We start from the raw sequence: 19,234 nt of genomic DNA on the forward strand, positions 1-19,234 counted from the left end.
GAATCGGGACGCTGGATGCCGCTGCGAAGATCGATCCTGTCGCGCATTGTGGTTCTTCATGTTGTCGCGATCATCGTCGCGGCGCTTGTATTGCGGTCAATCCTGCACTGGTCGCTGGCGTCCGACGTCGCCGAACTCCAGCTGGACAAGATGGCGACCCAGATCGAGCTGTTTGCGCGCCATCTGAAACCTTCATCGGCCGGAGGATGGTCGCTGAACCTTCCTGACGGCACACGCGAGCAATATCTCGAAGCCTATGGCCGCTACAGCTATGCGATCATCGACGACGCGGGCTCGGTGATCCTTGCATCGAGTCCCGACAAGACACCCCTCTTTGCCATCGACTCCAGCGCGAAGGGCATCGTCCCGCACAATACGCGGACCGAGGGCGGAGCCAGAACGATCGCCGGCGCCAGCGCGCGCAGGGTTATCGACGGCCATCCCGTCTGGATACAGGTTGCGGAAGATCTTTCGCACAGCGATGTCGTCGTCGATGATGTCCTGACCAACTTCCTCCGGCGGGTCGTCTGGATCGTCGTGCCGGTTCTTCTTCTCCTGCTTGCCGCCGACATCGTCATTTTCCTGCTGGCGATCAGGCCGTTGCACCGCGCGTCCGGCCGGGCGAGAGATATCAGTCCCACGCGTCTCGATGTCCGCCTGCCGACCGACGACATGCCTTCCGAAATCCTGCCGCTCGTGGAAGCCGTCAATCAGGCCCTCGATCGGCTGGAGCATGGCTTTCTTGCCCAGCGCGAGTTTGCCGCCGACGCGGCGCATGAACTGCGCACGCCGCTCGCCATCCTTCGCACGAGAATTGAGACGCTTCCCCTTAATGATTCGATCCACGATCTGGCGCGTGACGTCGAAAACATGAGCCGCGTTGTCAGCCAGTTGCTCGACGCGACGGAGCTTGAGACGGCGGTGGTCGATCCGGATGCCGTCGCGGACATTCACGGGGTTTGCGTGGAAGTCGCGGAGTTCATCGCGCCGTTGGCGCTGAAGCAGGGGAAAAGCATCGAATTGATGTGCTCCGAGGAGTCCGTTCTCGTCAAAGGAAACGCGGAGATGATCCGCCGCGCAACGCGAAATCTCGTTGAAAACGCTCTTCACCACACGCCCGAGGATACTACGATCCAGATCGTCATCAGCGCGGATGGCTCGATCAGCGTCATCGACAATGGCGATGGCGTGCCGGTCGCGGACCGCAAGCTGGTTTTCCAGCGATTCTGGCGGCGATCCCCGCGCACCACCGGAGGCGCGGGCCTGGGATTATCGATCGTCGAGAAAATTGTGGAAGCACACCAGGGAAGCATCGCCGTCGACGATGCTCCCGGCCGCGGCGCCAGGTTCACCATGCGGTTCCGGCGTGATCAGGGGACGCCTTGATCGGATTCATCGGAGCGGCGGCGCTGCGGCTCGCCTGGAACACTCCCTGACCCGCCTTTATCGGAGCGGCGGCGCTGCGGCTCGCCTGGAACACTCCCTGACCCGCCTTTATCCTCTATCCTCTCGCCACGAAAGGAACGAACGGCCTCGTCGCGAGATTGTTGGGCTGTAGTGTTTCGCGTGATGCAGGTCTCCGGCCTAGGCCGGATGAAATGGCCCTGTTCGTGTCAACGGCGCGTCAAATCAACATCCGAGAGCCACGGTTCCGTTTCCTGTCCGAAGCGGAAGGCTCTACCCGGCAAAGCAAGGGTTTCCCTATGGCGACAAATCCACGTTCCACGGCGCAAGTCGCAGGCCATCCCATCCATCCAATGGTGATCACATTTCCCATCGCCTGTTTCGTCCTGGCCTTCGCGTCAGATCTGACCTTCTACGCGACATCCAATGAATTCTGGGCGACAGCCTCTTTCTGGCTGCTCGGCATAGGTCTCGTTACGGCGGCGCTCGCAGCCGGGACAGGCCTCGTCGATGTGTTCGGCGATGGCCGGGTGCGCAACCTGTCGGACACCCGGGTTCACGCCATTGGCAATGCCATAGCGCTGCTGATCGCGCTCTATAACTGGTACATGCGATTTGAACAGGGGACCTCCGCGGTGGTGCCCTCCGGCGTGGTCCTTTCGGGCATCGTGGTCTTCGTGCTGGCGATTGCCGGCTGGAAGGGTGGCGAAATGGTTTTCCGTCATCGGGTCGGGGTCGCCGATCCCCGCGATGAACGCGACTGATGTGTCTTGATGGGTGAGCTGCGGGCAGCTCACCCATGGAGCCGGCCTTCGTAGCCGAGGCGCGCAAAGCATAGAGGTCGGCGCGATCGCAAGGTCCGAACTCCAGATCAAATCCTCCTCTTCCAGACGGTTGAGCAAGCCGAGATCGCGGCGGAGAAGATCAGACGCCGCGTTGCGCGGTTTGACCCTCACCCGGCGGAGCAAGGCAATTCGCAAATGAAGGACACCCGTGAATGGGCGGAAAGGCTTCGGCGAGAAGCCGAGGACTGCAGGCTCATGAGCAGGCTCGCGACCAGCACGGCAAAACGCGAGACGTTTGCGCGCCTTGCTGAAGCTCATGATCTTCAAGCCGACCAACTTGAGGCGCTTATCGCGTCCGGTGATTTACCACAGGTGAGCTAGAGCATTTTCCGGCAAAGTGGATACCGGTTCGTCCTTCTCTCACACCCTTGTTCGATCTTTAGCGACGACGATCTGTTCCTATCTTCAATTCGACGATAGAGAGAACAGAACGGCGAGCGAACATCGCTTGTGGAGGCGTCGAGGCGAGGCTTTTTGACGGGCGCATCACGACGCATGGACGCGTAGCGACCTGTATCAGCAACAGTATTGTGAGGCGCAAGGCATTCCGCGAGGCGTTTGGCAACTGGCGGTAGTCGTTTAAAGTGGAGCCACAGCGGCCCGGACGGAAGCTGCTGTGTCGACGATGCCCCCTATCGGAGCTTGTTGTCGTGGAGAAGAAAGAGATGATCGCGCATCACGAGGCTGGACACGCCGTGATCGCGCGCGTGCTGGATATTCCGGTAAGCTACGCGACCCTTGATGCACTCGACGGCGCTGGCGCCGTGATGACGGCGTCCAGCGCGACCCATCTCGCCTTCGATGACCTTGAGGCGCCGGAAAAGTACGCCATTGTGGCGCTGGCCGGCCCGCAGGCCCAGCATCACTATCGTCCCATGTCCCTCGCGGCCCAGAATCGCGCGTGCGACGGCAGCTGGCGCGTGGATCGCGCCAACGCGACCAGCCTCCTGGCAATGCTGGTTCTGCGGCAGCACGGCAAGCCGGCGTTGCCGGGTAGCTACGTCGAGTTGGACGGCCCCGAGACAGAGGAGTTCGACCGCCTGTTCATCCGTACGACCCAAAAGACCGCCGATCTGGTCCAGGAAAACTGGCCTGCGATCCAGCGCGTCGCAGCAGCCCTGCTGAGTCGTCCCGGACTTACCGAAGGGGATATCGACGCCCTCATCGCGGCGCGCGACAACTAGCTGGTCTATCTATCCCGCTTAAATCCGCGTTCGAACCCGGCCTTCACTGCCGGGCAGCTGCCGCTCCCAACCGTCGCGATGGATTCACTAGCTGTTTGATCCCGGCATTTGATGGTGCGTTATTTTCCGGAGAATGGAAGGATGCGCTATGGGACAGGTTCTTCACGGGAGCGCCACGACGACAGAGGCAATCCGTCGAGCAATACAAAATAGTGAAGAGAGCCTGAGAGCGCTGTCGAAACGCTACGGGATCAACCAGAAGACCGTCGCAAAATGGAAGAAGCGTAGTTCGGTCGCCGATCTGCCGACCGGGCCGAAAGAGCCGCATTCGTCAGTACTTTCGCTCGAGGATGAGGCGATCATCGTCGCCTTTCGCAAGCACACGCTGCTACCGCTGGACGACTGCCTCTACGCACTTCAGCCGACGATCCCGCATCTGACGCGCTCGTCACTGCATCGCTGTCTGCAGCGTCATGGCATATCCCGACTGCCGGACGTGGAGGGCGACAAGGCGCCGAGGCGGAAGTTCAAGTGTTATCCGATCGGCTATTTCCATATCGATATCGCCCAGATCCAGACGGCCGAGGGCAAGCTCCAGCTCTTTGTGGCCATCGATCGAACCTCGAAGTTCGCCTTCGCACGTCTGGAGGAGAGCGCCACGGTCCACACCGCTGCGGCCTTCCTCAAGGCTCTGATTGAAGCCGTGCCCTACGAGATCCACACCGTGCTGACCGACAACGGCACTCAGTTCTGCGATCTGCCCTCACGCAGGAACGGCCCCACCGCAAGGCTGCGCCTCCACATGTTCGATCGTGTCTGCTTCGGGAACGGCATCGAGCACAGGCTGACGAAGCCCAATCATCCCTGGACCAACGGCCAGGTCGAAAGGATGAACCGGACCATCAAGGATGCCACCGTCAAACGCTTCCACTACGACAACCACGATCAGTTGCGACGGCACCTTCAGGACTTCATCGACGCCTACAATTTCGGCCGCCGCCTCAAGACCCTCAACGGCCTCACACCATACGAGCTCATCTGCAAACAGTGGACTTCAGAGCCGGATCGATTCATCATCGATCCAATCCACCAAATGCCGGGACTGAACAACTAGAGCATGATCCGATCAAGTTGAATCGGACCATGCTCTAGGGATGGTTGTCTGGTCGCATTTTCTTGCGGCGAACCGGTATCCGCTTCGCCGGAAAATGCTCTAGGTGTTTGATCCCGGCATTTGATGGTGCATTATTTTCCGGAGAATGGAAGGATGCGCTATGGGACAGGTTCTTCACGGGAGCGCCACGACGACAGAGGCAATCCGTCGAGCAATACAAAATAGTGAAGAGAGCCTGAGAGCGCTGTCGAAACGCTACGGGATCAACCAGAAGACCGTCGCAAAATGGAAGAAGCGGACCTCGGTGGCCGACCTTCCGACGGGACCGAAAGATCCGCGCTCGACGGTGCTCTCATCCGAGGAGGAGGCGATCATCGTCGCCTTCCGCAAGCATACCCTGTTGCCGCTCGATGATTGCCTCTACGCGCTTCAGCCAACGATCCCGCACCTGTCGCGGTCTTCATTGCATCGCTGCCTGCACCGTCACGGCATCAGCCGGCTCCCGGAGGTCGAAGGCGACAAGCCGATCAGGAAGACGTTCAGGAGCTACCCGATCGGCTACTTCCACATCGACATCGCCGAGGTGCAGACGGCTGAGGGCAAGCTGCGCCTGTTCGTGGCCATCGACCGCACTTCGAAGTTCGCCTACGCCGAGCTCCACCAAGAGGCGGGCAAGATGGTCGCGGCTCAGTTCCTGCGCAACCTCATCGTGGCAGTTCCCTATGCCATCCACACGGTGCTGACGGACAACGGCATCCAGTTCACCAACCACGCCCGTCACAAATATGCGTTCCACCACATCTTCGATCGCGTCTGCGACGAGAACGGCATCGAGCACAGGCTCACCAGGATCAACCATCCCTGGACCAACGGACAGGTGGAACGGATGAACCGCACCATCAAGGACGCCACCGTCAAGCGCTTCCACTACGACAATCATGACCAACTGCGCCGGCACCTTCAGGACTTCATCAAGGCATACAACTTCGGTCGAAGGCTGAAGACGCTCAAAGGCCTCACACCCTACGAGTTCATCTGCAAACGATGGACTTCAGAGCCCGATCGATTCATCATCGATCCAATCCATCAAATGCCGGGACTGAACATCTAGGTCATCGACTCATTAAATCGCAACCAGATGCGGATTGAGGCGAGCTTGATGGAGGTGAGGAAGTTGTCGTCACGTTTGTCATATCTGGTGGCGACGGCGCGATAGTGCTTGATCTTGTTGAAGAAGCGTTCGACCAGATTGCGCTTGCGATAGAGCCGTCTGTTGAACTGCAAGGCCGCAACGCGATTTGGCATCGGCTTCACATTGGCTCTCGCGCCGCGCGCGGCCAGCGTTTGACGCAGGGCGTTGGAGTCGTAGGCCCGGTCGGCCAGCAGCACGTCGCCGCGTTCGACGGTGTCGATCATGTCCTGCGCGCTACGCCCGTCATGGGCCTGGCCTTCGGTGATCCTGAGGACGATCGGCAGGCCGCAGGCATCCACCAGCGCGTGGATTTTGGTGGTCAGCCCGCCGCGCGAGCGACCCATGCAACGGGATCGCGTCTGTTTTTTTGACCGTTGGCCGCATGTTGATGCACGCGGATCGACGACGAATCGATCATTTGGATGCCGCCATCGTAAGCCTTTGAAACAGCCGACAGAATGCGATCCCACACGCCTGCCTTGCGCCACCGGTTGAAGCGGTTCACGCAAGTGGTGTGCGGGCCGTAGCGCGCTGGAATGTCCGCCCACGGCGCACCGGTGCGCAGCCGCCAGAAAATCCCGTTCAGCACCCGCCGATCATCCACCCGTGCAACGCCGCGCGACTTGTTCGGCAACAGCGGCTGGATCACAGACCATTCAAAATCCGTCAGATCAAAACGTGCCATTCAATCCTCCCACCTCTGGAGATTGAATCACGCATCCCGTCCAAACGGAATCCCGTTTATGGGTTCGTGACCTAGAGTCTTTTTGGGTTGATCTGACTCGTTTGAGGATTCACGGAGGGGTTTTTCTGGGCCAGGGTTTGGCTGTCTTGATTCGGAGGCAGCGATGACACGGGCCTATTCGTCTGATTTGCGCGAGCGGGTGATTGGTGCGGTTGCGGGCGGGCTTTCGGCAACCTCGGCGGCCAAGGTTTTTTCGGTGAGTGCCAGCAGCGCGATCAAATGGGTCCGTCAGTGGCGGCTTGACGGACGAACGGCGCCGAGCGGCCTTCGCGGTCATCGTCGCGCGGTTCTTGAGCCGCATGCCGCGTGGCTGCTCGACCTGATTGGGGCACAGTCGGATATCACGCTTGAAGAAGTCCGGGTCCTGCTGCGCGAGCGCGGCATTACGGTCAGCGTGGCAACGGTGTGGAGCTTCTACGACCGGCGCGGCATCAGCTTCAAAAAAAAGCGTTTACGCGACCGAGCAGGATCGGCCCGACGTGGCGATGGCCCGCGAGGTCTGGAAAGCGCAACAAGGGCTGCTTGATCCAGCCCGCCTCGTCTTCATCGATGAGACCGGCACCTCGACCAACATGGCGCGATTGCGTGGCCGCTGCCGCCGTGGCCAACGCCTGGTCGGCAAGATTCCACACGGTCACTGGAAGATCACCACCTTCGTCGCGGCACTGCGCCACGACGCTATCACCGCTCCCTTTGTCATCAACGAGCCGATGAATGGCGAGATCTTTCGCGTCTACCTGCAACGATGCCTGGTCCCGACCCTGAAGCCAGGCGACATCGTGGTGATGGACAATCTGCCCGCCCACAAGAACGACGATGTTCGACAAATCATCGAGGCCGCTGGCGCGCAGTTGCGCTATCTGCCGCCGTACTCGCCCGACCTCAACCCGATCGAGATGGCGTTCGCAAAGCTCAAGGCCCATCTGCGAAAGGCCGCCGAGCGATCGATCCCCGCACTCTGGAACAGGATCGGTTCTATCCTCGATCTCTTCTCTCCAGACCAATGCATCAACTTCTTCAATCACGCCGGTTATGCGTAATCTCAATCCAAAATGGCTCTAGGTCACGAACCCATAAACGGGATTCCGTTTGGACGGGATGCGTGATTCAATCTCCAGAGGTGGGAGGATTGAATGGCACGTTTTGATCTGACGGATTTTGAATGGTCTGTGATCCAGCCGCTGTTGCCGAACAAGTCGCGCGGCGTTGCACGGGTGGATGATCGGCGGGTGCTGAACGGGATTTTCTGGCGGCTGCGCACCGGTGCGCCGTGGGCGGACATTCCAGCGCGCTACGGCCCGCACACCACTTGCGTGAACCGCTTCAACCGGTGGCGCAAGGCAGGTGTGTGGGATCGCATTCTGTCGGCTGTTTCAAAGGCTTACGATGGCGGCATCCAAATGATCGATTCGTCGTCGATCCGCGTGCATCAACATGCGGCCAACGGTCAAAAAAACAGACGCGATCCCGTTGCATGGGTCGCTCGCGCGGCGGGCTGACCACCAAAATCCACGCGCTGGTGGATGCCTGCGGCCTGCCGATCGTCCTCAGGATCACCGAAGGCCAGGCCCATGACGGGCGTAGCGCGCAGGACATGATCGACACCGTCGAACGCGGCGACGTGCTGCTGGCCGACCGGGCCTACGACTCCAACGCCCTGCGTCAAACGCTGGCCGCGCGCGGCGCGAGAGCCAATGTGAAGCCGATGCCAAATCGCGTTGCGGCCTTGCAGTTCAACAGACGGCTCTATCGCAAGCGCAATCTGGTCGAACGCTTCTTCAACAAGATCAAGCACTATCGCGCCGTCGCCACCAGATATGACAAACGTGACGACAACTTCCTCACCTCCATCAAGCTCGCCTCAATCCGCATCTGGTTGCGATTTAATGAGTCGATGACCTAGGTCAAGCACGATGGTCCGGTTCAGGACCCACTAGGCCGGATCGACATTCACGGCAGCCAGATCAGGGCTGCGGCCAGGTGAACGAAGCCCGTGAAGTGAACGGTGCGCCTGTCGTAGCGTGTGGCGAAACGGCGGAAGTGCTTGAGACGGTTGAAGCAGCGCTCGATCCGGTTGCGGTGCTTGTAGAGACCGGCGTCATGCGGGATGATGATTTTGCGTGTCCTGTTTGAGGGGATCACCGCTTCGGCGCCCATGCCGGCGATGAGTGCACGCAAGGCGTTGCTGTCATAAGCCTTGTCGGCCAGCACGGCGTCCCCGGCCTGGGCTTCGAGCAGCGCGGGGGCTTGTGTGATGTCTCCGACCTGCCCGGCGGTGACGATGAAACGCAAGGGTCGGCCCAGCGCATCGGCGAGCATGTGGACCTTGGTGGTCAGTCCACCTCGGGAACGCCCCAGCGCCTGATCCTTGGCCCCCTTTTCCGGTAGCCGCCTGCTGATGGGCTCGAACGATGGTTGAGTCGAGCATCAGATACTGGTTGTCGCGATCGGCTGTCAGGGTGGAGAATACCCGTTCCCACACACCGGCATGGCACCACCTGCTGAACCGCCGATGCACCGTCTTCCAGCGACCATAGCGCTCCGGCAGGTCACACCAGTGCGCGCCGGATCGCAGCACCCACAGGCAGCCGTTCACAAACAACCGATTATCCGATCCCGTCCGTCCCGGATCAGAGGCCTTGCCTGGCAGCAACGGTGCAATCTTCGCCCACTGATGATCGCTCAGCTCATACCGCTTGATCCCCATCGTGCAGCTCCGTGTCAGAATCACGGAACCCTATGAATCAGCGATCAGACCGTCTGGGAATCCTGAATGTCGATCCGGCCTAGGCCGGATCGACATTCACGGCAGCCAGATCAGGGCTGCGGCCAGGTGAACGAAGCCCGTGAAGTGAACGGTGCGCCTGTCGTAGCGTGTGGCGAAACGGCGGAAGTGCTTGAGACGGTTGAAGCAGCGCTCGATCCGGTTGCGGTGCTTGTAGAGACCGGCGTCATGCGGGATGATGATTTTGCGTGTCCTGTTTGAGGGGATCACCGCTTCGGCGCCCATGCCGGCGATGAGTGCACGCAAGGCGTTGCTGTCATAAGCTTGTCGGCCAGCACGGCGTCCCCGGCCTGGGCTTCGAGCAGCGCGGGGGCTTGTGTGATGTCTCCGACCTGCCCGGCGGTGACGATGAAACGCAAGGGTCGGCCCAGCGCATCGGCGAGCATGTGGACCTTGGTGGTCAGTCCACCTCGGGAACGCCCCAGCGCCTGATCCTTGGCCCCCCTTTTCCGGTAGCCGCCTGCTGATGGGCTCGAACGATGGTTGAGTCGAGCATCAGATACTGGTTGTCGCGATCGGCTGTCAGGGTGGAGAACACCCGTTCCCACACACCAGCATGGCACCACCTGCTGAACCGCCGATGCACCGTCTTCCAGCGACCATAGCGCTCCGGCAGGTCACACCAGTGCGCGCCGGATCGCAGCACCCACAGGCAGCCGTTCACAAACAACCGATTATCCGATCCCGTCCGTCCCGGATCAGAGGCCTTGCCTGGCAGCAACGGTGCAATCTTCGCCCACTGATGATCGCTCAGCTCATACCGCTTGATCCCCATCGTGCAGCTCCGTGTCAGAATCACGGAACCCTATGAATCAGCGATCAGACCGCCTGGGAATCCTGAATGTCGATCCGGCCTAGAGCCTTTCACCGCTTCATGGAAACGGTGAAAGATTCTATCTTTATATTTTGGCGCGTTTTCTTCCCGCGAAGCCCGATTCCACTCCGCTGGAAAACGCTCTAATTCGGTTTGAGAGCCCGCATCAACGGTTTTACGCTGGCCGGAGGGCGGCATCACGCCGAATGCGAGAGCATCACTGGACCCGGCTATTGACCGACCTCGGCGGGAGAGTTCCGATAATCATTTGCGCGCAGGAAGGGCGCAATTTACATTTGTAAAGCACCAGACGCATCGCTGATGTGTTTTACATTTAAATTGATGCTTGATACTAAATTTCATACGGCTTAAACATATTCTATGAATCGCATCGGAGTTGCCAGAATTCATGATTTCCGCTAATCAACTCAGGGCTGCCCGTGCGCTACTGGATATAGATCAACGGCAAATGGCTGAACTGGCGGATCTTTCAGTTCCGACTATTCAACGAATGGAAGCCAGTGACGGCGTCATCCGCGGCAATGTCGATTCCCTGATGAAACTGGTTTCAGCTCTGGACAACGCTGGCATCGAGTTGATCAGTCCGGATAGTCAAAGCTTGGCTGGCGGCCGGGGCGTCCGACTCAAGGAACACGTCACAAGGCCGGGGATAAAGCAACCAAAGCCTTTCTCGTCGCGGCCCTTGGAGCGAACTCGATAATTCACCCTCTTTGAAATGGTCTCGCTGAAGTATGATTTTCGGATGTCCCTTGCGGACGTCAAATCTTCACCAAGCGCTTCGCGTGGGGAGTGCCAGCGCCATCGGCGCGACGTACCGCATCGCTCGCTTCTATCGCCCATCACCCCGGTCTGACGTTTGACGGTCGACCGGAGCAGGCTTCGCCAAGTCCCCAACGCGACGTACACCGCCTTGTTGCGCACAAAGTCTTGGTCGCCAACCTTGACTCGCAACGCATCGAAGAACGCGAGCGGATAGCTGACAGCGGAATGCTGCCACATGGCCGGTCTCGGCAGGATTATCGCCTTCTCTTGTCCGTCAATTGCTCGACAACGGCAGGCTGCGACGTTTCGAACACGCGACTGGCAAGAACGTCGGACGCGACTACCGACTGAACATCGTCGACAGACAGGATGGCGTCCTCGTCCGCGACCAGGCGATTGGCCTGACGCAAGCGAATACGATCCAGCGCGTTGCGAATCGAGCGTGCGTTGGAGAACAAGGGCTGCGCCTTGCGCAACGCGATGTAGCGTACAAAGGCGTCGCGGGCGTCAGAGGTGAATTTATAGTTCATGTGACGCAGCATCACCTCCGCGATCGCGAGCAACTCCTCGTTTGAGTAGTCGGGGAAGTCGATGTGATGGGCGATGCGCGAGCGGAAGCCGGGGTTGCTCGAGAAGAATCTTTCCATACGGTCGGCGTAGCCGGCGAGGATCACCACCAGGTCCTCGCGTTGCGACTCCATGACCTGAAGCAGTATCTCGATGGCTTCCTGGCCGTAGTCACGCTCGTTGTCGGGCCGATGGAGGTAATAGGCCTCGTCGATGAACAGCACGCCGCCCATCGCCTTCTTCAATATCTCCTTGGTCTTCGGCGCGGTGTGGCCGATATATTGTCCGACCAGTTCGTCGCGCGTGACCGACACGACATGGCCACGGCGTACATAACCCAGCCGATGGAGAATATCGGCCATCCGCAGGGCAACGGTGGTCTTGCCGGTGCCGGGATTTCCGGTGAACGACATGTGCAATGTCGGGGTCTCCGACGTCAATTCCATTTTCCTGCGTATCCGCTCGACGAGGAGCAGCGACGCAATCTCCTGGATTCGTGTCTTGACGGGCTTGAGACCGATCAGCTCTTGATCGAGCTGCTTGAGTATCTCGCCGATTCCAACGGCCTCGAGTTCCTCGCGAAGGTTGACTTGTTCTTGCATCGAAGATGGTCCTGATAACCTCGGTCGGGAGCTTCTTTATTGACGACTGCTCGCGGGAAAACCGTTCGGGGAGAAAGGCTCCGTCGTCAGGAGACGACGGAGCAGGACATCCGGGCCGGACGGCAGAAAGGATAAATCGTCCAGCCTTAGCGGGATGGAATCATGATGAATAGCGCTGACCTTCGGAACGTTCGGCCACCGCATAAGAGGTCGTGGTGTACCGGACGTTGCGACTATCGGATTCCTGGCGCTCGAGCCGGAAGCCCGGCTCGTTCTTCGGCCTGTTGACGATGAACGAGATCTTCACCGACTCCCAGCCAGGACTGGAATCGAACCCGGAGATCCGGATGTAGCGGTCGCCATAGACCTTCCGGCACTCCTTCAGCTCCATCAGCACGCCTGCCGCATCCGGCAGGTCGAACATCGGCAGATTCCACATTTCCCAATAGGTATTGCGGGGATGCGGATCGTCGGTGAACTCAATGTTCACCGCCCAGTTCTGGCTGAGACAATACTGGATCTGCCGGGAAATCTGATCATCGGTCAGATCGGGCAGGAACGAAAAACAACCTTGAGTAATACGCATGATGTCCTCCATTACGCCGCGGGAACGGCGGTCGGCACGTAGTCGGGAGCGTCGGTCGAGGCGTAGTCGAAGGTGACGTCCTTCCAAACCTCGAGGGCCTGCTTCAGCGGCGTGCAGCTCGCGGCTGCCTTGGCCAGGATCTCCGGCCCTTCGCTGACGTAATCGCGACCTTCATTGCGAGCGAGGATCATCGCCTCCAGCGCCACACGATTCGCCGTCGCACCGGCCTGGATGCCCATCGGGTGACCGATGGTGCCGCCGCCGAACTGCAACACCACATCCTCACCGAGGTGCTGGATGAGCTGGTGCATCTGGCCTGCATGGATGCCGCCGGAAGCGACCGGCATCACCTTGTTGAGGCTCGCCCAGTTCTGGTCGAAGAAGATGCCGTGTTCGAGCTGGGTCGGATTATACTCCTCGCGGCAGATATCGTAGAAGCCGCGCGTGGTGAGCGGATCGCCTTCCAGCTTGCCGACCACGGTTCCTGCGTGGATATGATCGACGCCGGCGAGCCGCATCCATTTGGAGATGACGCGGAATGACACGCCGTGACTGCGCTGCCGCGTGTAGGTCGAATGACCGGCGCGATGCAGATGCAGGATCATGTCGTTCTTGCGCGCCCAATTCGACATCGACTGGATCGCGGTGTAGCCGATCACCAGGTCGATCATGACAACGACCGAGCCCAACTCTTTCGCGAACTCGGCGCGCTCGTACATGTCCTCCATCGTCGCCGCGGTGACGTTGAGGTAGCTGCCCTTGATCTCGCCGGTCGCTGCCTGCGCGCGGTTGACCGCCTCCATGCAGTAGAGGAAGCGTTCTCGCCAGTGCATGAACGGCTGCGAGTTGATGTTCTCGTCGTCCTTGGTGAAATCGAGACCGCCTTTCAAGGCCTCATAAACCACGCGGCCGTAATTGCGGCCGGACAGTCCGAGCTTCGGCTTGACGGTGGCGCCGAGCAGCGGCCGACCGAACTTGTCGAGGCGTTCGCGCTCGACGACGATGCCGGTGGGCGGCCCCTTGAACGTCTTGACGTAAGCAACGGGCAACCGCATGTCCTCGAGCCGCAGGGCCTTGAGCGGCTTGAAGCCGAACACGTTGCCGATGACCGACGCGGTGAGGTTGGAAATCGAACCGGGTTCGAACAGGTCGAGATCGTAGGCGATATAGGCGAAGTACTGGCCTTCCGCCCCCGGCACCGGGTCGACGCGGTAGCACTTGGCGCGGTATTTTTCGGCCGCCGTGAGGCGGTCCGTCCACACCACGGTCCAGGTCGCCGTCGAGGATTCACCAGCCACCGCCGCCGAGGCTTCGATCGGATCGACGCCATCCTGAGGCGTAACCCGGAACAGGCAAATGACGTCAGTGTCCTTCGGCGTGTAGTCCGGCTCCCAATAGCCCATCTTCTTGTAGGACATGACGCCGGATTTGTAGCGGTCCTTACCGCGAACGGTCATCGATTTTTCGTTCTGGACGTTCATATATCTCTCCTTCTTCTCTCTGTGATCCGCGAAAGTTCCGGATCGAATTTCACGCCGCGTCAACGGCCGTATCGGCGATGCCTGGATCAAGTTTTCCCGCACGATAGAGCCCGGCCATCTCAGCCTGTGGGATCACCTTGATTTTTGAGGCCTTTCCCGCTGTGCAGCGATCGGCTGCTTCTTGAGCTTCAGGGATCGGCGTCAGCCTGACGGTCGTTACTCGCCAAGGGATACGCCAAGCCTTGCGTCGCTATGCCGCTTCGCGATCACGGGGCACCCCTTCTCGCCCGACATCGAACTGGACGCCCACTTGATCGCGACCATCGGGCTTCCGGACTACTAGCAGCGGTCGGTGGAGCGGAATCTTCCTCTATAAAGGCCATGGAAGAGGCAATGAAGCTTGAAAGATCGTGTCGGTAACCACTATTCACAGGCCCCGAGCATAAGAGATGATGTACTAAACACCAATTGTTATTTCTTATCGTTTATATTAGCGTAGCTTATGCATCAGTTTATGCACCTGACACTCAGACAGCTCCAGATCTTCGACGCAGTGGTGCGTCGGCGGAACTTTACGCGCGCAGCCGACGCGCTACACCTGACCCAACCAGCGGTCTCGATGCAGATGCGGCAGTTGGAAGAGCAGATCGGCGTGCCGCTGTTCGACTATGTCGGAAAACAGATCCAGCCGACCGACGCGGGCCGCGAGTTGCATCGCCACGCCACGCTCATCGGCGCCAAGATGCGTGACCTCACTTCAGCGATGGAGGAGTTCCGCGGCGTCCATCGTGGGGAACTCGACCTCATTGTGGCCAGCACGGCCAACTATTTCATGCCCAAGCTGATTGCAGCCTTCTGTGCCTCCCACGCCAAGGTGCAGGTGCGGCTACAAGTGTCCAACCAGACGCATATCCTCGAATCGCTCTCCGCCTCGAATCAGGATCTGGCCATCATGGGGCAGCCGCCGGAGGACGCCGAGCTCGTCGCCCGCGGGTTCCTCGACAACCCGCTGATGGTCATCGCCCCGCCCGCGCATCCGCTGGCCAGACGGCGCAAGATCCCGCTGACGGAATTGGGTTGCCAGCCCTTCATTACCCGCGAGCCCGATTCGGGCACGCGCCATGCCGCCGAGCGGCATTTTTCCCGTCACGGCGTGGAATTCCACTCAGTGATGGAGATGAGCAGCAGCGAGGCCATCAAGCAAGCCGTCGAAGCCGGACTGGGGTTAGGCGTTCTCTCGCTGCACACCCTGGAGCTGGAGCTGGCGACACGCCGCCTGGTCACTCTCCGCGTAGAGAGCTTTCCGATCGTACGGCAATGGTTCGTCGTGCACCGCAAGGGCAAGCGGCTATCAGCGGTGGCGCAGTCTTTCCTGGCGTTCCTCACCAAGCAGGCGCGCCCGTTGGCCTCGCCCAAGCAGTCACCGTCCCACTCGGGGTTACAAGCCTTTGGTCTTCAACAATGAGCCGTGAAAAGCGCACGCCGCTCGTTTGCCCAGGCTAAGGAAGAACGCCAAATGAACGCGATCAAACTGCATCCGCTGAAAAAGCTGGAAATCATTCTCGCCGGCGAGCACAAGCAATTCGCCACCGACTTGCTCAGCCGCGCGGGAGTCAAGGGTTACACCATCGTCGGCAATCTGTCCGGCAAGGGCAACCACGGCATGTACGAAGGGCATCTGATGTTCAATGAGGACGACGCCCTCATCATGATCATCGCCGTGGTGCCGAAAGACTTGGCCGACGCGCTGCTCGATGGCTTTCAGCCGTTTTTCGACGCCCACTCAGGCGTGATTTTCGTCAGCGACATCCAGGTCTGCCGCCCGACTAAGTTCGTGGCGGCCTATCCCTATGAGATGGCCCGCTCTCAATCTTAACGCATGACCGGCTTTTCGACCAAAAGTCGGTTGCCTGAATAAGCTCAGCCGGATGCCTCGGAGCCGGGCTGCAGTACAGAGGATCGCGAATATGAACACACGCAAACGCCTTCATGCCCTGCGACGGGAGGCAAGCCCGGCTGCCGTAACATCGCCCGAGGTAGCGGCCACGCCCGATCATCCGGCGTATGTGATTGGCAGCGGAGAGATGCGCGAGCATGCGCTGGTCGATCGTGACCTCAATCAACTGCTGTTCGACTACGAGCGAACTGTTCGCTTGCGCTTTGCCCGCATCGTCGATGTGCTCAAGCGCATCTCCGCGCATCAGCATGACGAGAATTTTATCGAGCTGGCGCAGCAACTGGCCCGAGAGCAACTCGGCTTCGATCTTCCGACGCAGGTGCTCGAGGACGCCTGGGTGTGCGGGCTGGATTTGTCCACGCTGCATTCACGCTGCATCTTCAGCTCTCTGAAGTTGAGCGTCGACAACGCGCAGACAGAGCAGATCGGCTGGCGCCAACGCCTCCCGCTCGACGAGAATTTTTTGCGTTCGTGCGGCTACCACACCGTTGACATCAGTCCGTGCTCCGATGGCCGGCTGCAGGGCGTCGGCGCCTATGCGCTGCGCTTTCTGCCGGGGCCGAATGTGCGGGTGAAGGGGTATGCCGGCGCACTGTTTAATGTCGAAGCCAATATGTCGGATTGGGCAGAGCGCGAAGTCAAGCGGCTGTCGGGCGCCATGGTCGATGGCGACCGCCTGAACTTCCTCAAGATCGCCGTCTATCACTTCAGCAGTTCTTCGCCCGACAATCACGGTTGCGCTGCTCACAACAGCAACGACAATCAGGCCACACAAGCTGCGCTGCAGCGCTTGTACGAGTTGCGGGCGGCGATTGAACGGACTTTCGGCGCCGGCGCAGGACCGGACATCCTGCTTATCGGTGTTGACACGGATCTGGATGCGTTGCGCATCCACTTGCCCGACGGCTTCGGCGAGCTTAGCGCGCATCGCTATTTCGAGACCGCGCAGATCTACCGCGACACCCTCGGTCTTTCGCCCGAAGCGGCGCGGACCCATATCGCCGAGACTGTTGCCAAGGGCATGGGCGGCGGAGGCCAGGGCTCCGGCCGAATGCATGAGGGAATGCGACGACTGGTGCTGGCGCTGGCCGAGGCCAATCTGTCGCAAATCGAATACGTCATCGAGCACCACACCGGGCGCTACGCGACGATCGGGCACGACGAGCAGTACATCATCGCCGGTGAGAAGCTGCGGCCGCTGCAGTTGCGCAATCTGTTTTATCTCGCCCACCTCAACACCATGGAGGAAGGCGCGCCGGACATGGATGTCGGGATCGATATCTTCACCAAGCTCAACGCCGCGCACGGTCTGCCCGTGCCGGTTCTGGTGCATTTCGAGTATGATGCACGAGTTCCCAAGTCGCGTGAGCGGGCGATCGCGCGGGGGCGGCGGGTGCGTGACGCGATCGAGGCGCGCTACCCCGTTCTGGCCGCCCGAGGCCTGCTCAACTGCGCGATTGCGGTGAGCGAACGCGGCGGCGAAGAGCGTTGCACCTTCATCGCCGACGACGCTGTCGACGGTCATTAAGGGCGTATGCGCCCTGAAAATCATGCGTATCTGCGCGACGCCCGGCGCAGGCTGCTTGTTCTAGAGCGGGATGAGGAAAAGTGTGTAGCGGTTTTCCGCCCGCATCCCGCTCTAAAATGTTGGAATCGATCACGTTCATGGTTTTGGATCGATTCGATCCAAAACCATCGTGATCTAGAGTCTTTCACCGCTTCATGGAAACGGTGAAAGACTCTATCTTTATATTTTGGCGCGTTTTCTTCCCGCGAAGCCCGATTCCACTCCGCTGGAAAACGCTATAAGCCGAATGGGATCTCGCCAGGAACGGAATTTCTGGACCAGAGACAGAGCGGAAAAGCCGGACAGACTCACGAACAAAGACAGCTATCCACAAACCACGTCCCACAAACCACGTCGTAAACTCCGCCAACGGCGGGGCTTTCCTCCCGGTCTCTAACACTGGGACAAAATAGCGGACCGGGTGGTGGCGAACCCAGTCGGATGCGAACGAGTCTCCAATGGCCATAACAGGGAATTTCTTGCAAATTGCAGGTCAAAACAGGCTTCTGATCAGTTCATAGTGGCGAGGCGATCGAAATTCTCCTGTGAATTCTGTTTGATACGCTGTAGTTCAAGCACTTTCCTGTTATTCTGCAGAACAGGTGCTAAAAACGGGCTAACAGGCAATTTGAAGTGCAGCATCAGGCATTTGAAAGCTCCGAACAGGTAGCGGTCCGGAGCGGAATCGCGCATAGCTTGAGCAGTGACATGCGTGATGCCGTCAAACCTTGGGAACCGAGCATGCTCCGATTGATCATGTCCGGCGCCAGATCCTTCTGGTCATGAGCGATCCAGTCTCTGTCGCGTCCTCGTCGCGGCTGGCCGTCGTTTACCGGCCAGTGAACGATCTCACTCCCGATCCCCGCAATGCCCGCACCCATCCGAAGCGCCAAATCGACCAGCTTCGGGCCTCCATCAAGGAATTCGGCTTCACCAATCCGATACTCATTGACCCCGAAGGCCACATCATCGCGGGCCATGGCCGACTTCAGGCAGCTCGCGCCATCGGGATTGCGGAGGTCCCGACGATCGCCCTCGCCGGCTTATCCGAGCCTCAGAAGCGTGCGCTACGAATCGCCGATAACAAGATCGCCCTCAATGCAGGCTGGGATCTGGAAATCCTGCAGTGTCCGCCGTCAGGGCTCTTGAGACAGTTTAGGAGTTTTCGGGAAGGGAGGATTTCTGGATCATCGCAGCCAATTTGGAGCGCAGATGAGACAGAAATCCGGGCCGGAGAAAGCACCGGCAGAGCAGGTCGTGAAGGACATCCGCCGGGCAACGCGCCGGTGGTGATGATCAGCGTTGCCGCGTTGTAGCCCTGCAGATCGGCATGGCTGCCCTTGGTGGTGGCCGTGACCACGGCTAAATTCTACCACTCCTAGATCAAGACTGCTGAGTTCCGGCCAAGTCTTTGACCCGACGATTGTTTCATGCGCACCAGGATTGCACCGCAGCTCTACAATCCAGAATCCGGAGGCTTGCAGTCGAAATTGTTATTCCAAGATAATCCAGCGCGCAGATTTAGAACAACTGCAACTCACTTCCTGGGTGACCACCTGCATCTTGATTTGCTCCCAACCGTCATCTACACTGACCGGCTAACGACGT

16 protein-coding genes and 3 pseudogenes are annotated in these 19,234 nt (G+C 59.6%); 13 read left to right on the forward strand and 6 right to left on the reverse strand.

Going from position 1 to position 19,234, the window contains the following annotated elements; translation table 11 throughout:
* The first annotated feature begins 15 nt into the window (after positions 1-15).
* From NWI_RS15135 to NWI_RS15160, 5 genes are all read left to right on the forward strand, one after another.
* Entirely contained in the window at positions 16-1,386 is a 1,371-nt protein-coding gene (locus tag NWI_RS15135; RefSeq protein WP_011316094.1) for a sensor histidine kinase, read from the forward strand.
* Positions 1,387-1,703: 317 nt separating this feature from the next.
* Positions 1,704-2,168, forward strand: coding sequence for a DUF2231 domain-containing protein (locus NWI_RS15140; protein WP_011316095.1), 465 nt, complete (start codon positions 1,704-1,706; stop codon positions 2,166-2,168).
* Positions 2,169-2,899: 731 nt separating this feature from the next.
* The gene (locus NWI_RS15150) at positions 2,900-3,433 is read left to right on the forward strand and encodes a hypothetical protein (RefSeq protein ID WP_041345187.1); all 534 of its coding nucleotides are present in this window, start codon (positions 2,900-2,902) and stop codon (positions 3,431-3,433) included.
* 148 nt (positions 3,434-3,581) lie between these two features.
* On the forward strand, positions 3,582-4,547 hold the full coding sequence (locus NWI_RS15155) for an IS481 family transposase (RefSeq protein ID WP_011316097.1): 966 nt from the start codon (positions 3,582-3,584) through the stop codon (positions 4,545-4,547).
* Between the two features lie 160 nt (positions 4,548-4,707).
* A complete protein-coding gene (locus NWI_RS15160; RefSeq protein ID WP_011316098.1) occupies positions 4,708-5,658 on the forward strand; it encodes an IS481 family transposase in 951 nt (316 codons plus the stop codon).
* Here NWI_RS15160 and NWI_RS17205 read toward each other — a convergent pair.
* A protein-coding gene (locus NWI_RS17205) for an IS5 family transposase (RefSeq protein WP_430691775.1) occupies positions 5,655-6,424 on the reverse strand; the annotation gives its coding sequence in 2 pieces (ribosomal slippage) (positions 5,655-6,110 and positions 6,113-6,424; 768 coding nt in all). The genes NWI_RS15160 and NWI_RS17205 overlap by 4 nt on opposite strands.
* A 163-nt stretch (positions 6,425-6,587) precedes the next feature.
* Between NWI_RS17205 and NWI_RS17210 the strand changes: the two genes are divergently transcribed.
* A protein-coding gene (locus NWI_RS17210) for an IS630 family transposase (protein WP_148203782.1) occupies positions 6,588-7,524 on the forward strand; the annotation gives its coding sequence in 2 pieces (ribosomal slippage) (positions 6,588-6,923 and positions 6,925-7,524; 936 coding nt in all).
* 93 nt (positions 7,525-7,617) lie between these two features.
* Positions 7,618-8,387, forward strand: a pseudogene (locus NWI_RS17215) (IS5 family transposase).
* 47 nt (positions 8,388-8,434) lie between these two features.
* Here NWI_RS17215 and NWI_RS17220 read toward each other — a convergent pair.
* Positions 8,435-9,185, reverse strand: a protein-coding gene (locus NWI_RS17220; RefSeq protein WP_244375027.1) for an IS5 family transposase whose coding sequence is annotated in 2 segments (ribosomal slippage) — positions 8,435-8,855 and positions 8,854-9,185 — 753 coding nt in all. Because the reading frame shifts where the segments join, the coding sequence is not laid out codon by codon here.
* Positions 9,186-9,287: 102 nt separating this feature from the next.
* Positions 9,288-10,038, reverse strand: a pseudogene (locus tag NWI_RS17225) (IS5 family transposase).
* Between the two features lie 454 nt (positions 10,039-10,492).
* Here NWI_RS17225 and NWI_RS15210 point away from each other — a divergent pair.
* Complete coding sequence (locus tag NWI_RS15210) at positions 10,493-10,804, forward strand: helix-turn-helix domain-containing protein (RefSeq protein WP_011316101.1); 312 nt, start codon at positions 10,493-10,495, stop codon at positions 10,802-10,804.
* A 316-nt stretch (positions 10,805-11,120) separates the two neighbouring features.
* Here NWI_RS15210 and cbbX read toward each other — a convergent pair whose 3' ends face one another.
* The 3 genes from cbbX to NWI_RS15225 all read right to left on the reverse strand — a co-directional run bounded on the left by cbbX (position 11,121) and on the right by NWI_RS15225 (position 14,102).
* Entirely contained in the window at positions 11,121-12,035 is a 915-nt protein-coding gene (gene cbbX / locus NWI_RS15215) for a CbbX protein (RefSeq protein WP_011316102.1), read from the reverse strand.
* A 160-nt stretch (positions 12,036-12,195) separates the two neighbouring features.
* Entirely contained in the window at positions 12,196-12,621 is a 426-nt protein-coding gene (locus NWI_RS15220) for a ribulose bisphosphate carboxylase small subunit (RefSeq protein ID WP_011316103.1), read from the reverse strand.
* 11 nt (positions 12,622-12,632) lie between these two features.
* Complete coding sequence (locus NWI_RS15225) at positions 12,633-14,102, reverse strand: form I ribulose bisphosphate carboxylase large subunit (RefSeq protein ID WP_011316104.1); 1,470 nt, start codon at positions 14,100-14,102, stop codon at positions 12,633-12,635.
* A gap of 181 nt (positions 14,103-14,283) precedes the next feature.
* Between NWI_RS15225 and NWI_RS18065 the strand changes: the two genes are divergently transcribed.
* The 5 genes and pseudogenes from NWI_RS18065 to NWI_RS18630 form a co-directional block, all read left to right on the forward strand.
* Positions 14,284-14,445, forward strand: coding sequence for a hypothetical protein (locus NWI_RS18065; RefSeq protein WP_187147992.1), 162 nt, complete (start codon positions 14,284-14,286; stop codon positions 14,443-14,445).
* 171 nt (positions 14,446-14,616) lie between these two features.
* Positions 14,617-15,567, forward strand: coding sequence for a LysR family transcriptional regulator (locus tag NWI_RS15230; RefSeq protein ID WP_041345694.1), 951 nt, complete (start codon positions 14,617-14,619; stop codon positions 15,565-15,567).
* A gap of 3 nt (positions 15,568-15,570) precedes the next feature.
* On the forward strand, positions 15,571-15,978 hold the full coding sequence (locus NWI_RS15235) for a P-II family nitrogen regulator (protein ID WP_244374929.1): 408 nt from the start codon (positions 15,571-15,573) through the stop codon (positions 15,976-15,978).
* A 91-nt stretch (positions 15,979-16,069) separates the two neighbouring features.
* Entirely contained in the window at positions 16,070-17,587 is a 1,518-nt protein-coding gene (locus NWI_RS15240; RefSeq protein ID WP_011316107.1) for a carboxysome shell carbonic anhydrase, read from the forward strand.
* An 821-nt stretch (positions 17,588-18,408) separates the two neighbouring features.
* A pseudogene (locus NWI_RS18630) lies at positions 18,409-18,645 on the forward strand (ParB/Srx family N-terminal domain-containing protein); the annotation flags it as partial.
* Between the last annotated feature and the right edge of the window lie 589 nt (positions 18,646-19,234).

It is taken from the genome of Nitrobacter winogradskyi Nb-255 (assembly GCF_000012725.1).
In the GTDB taxonomy this organism is placed as follows: Bacteria; Pseudomonadota; Alphaproteobacteria; order Rhizobiales; family Xanthobacteraceae; genus Nitrobacter; species Nitrobacter winogradskyi.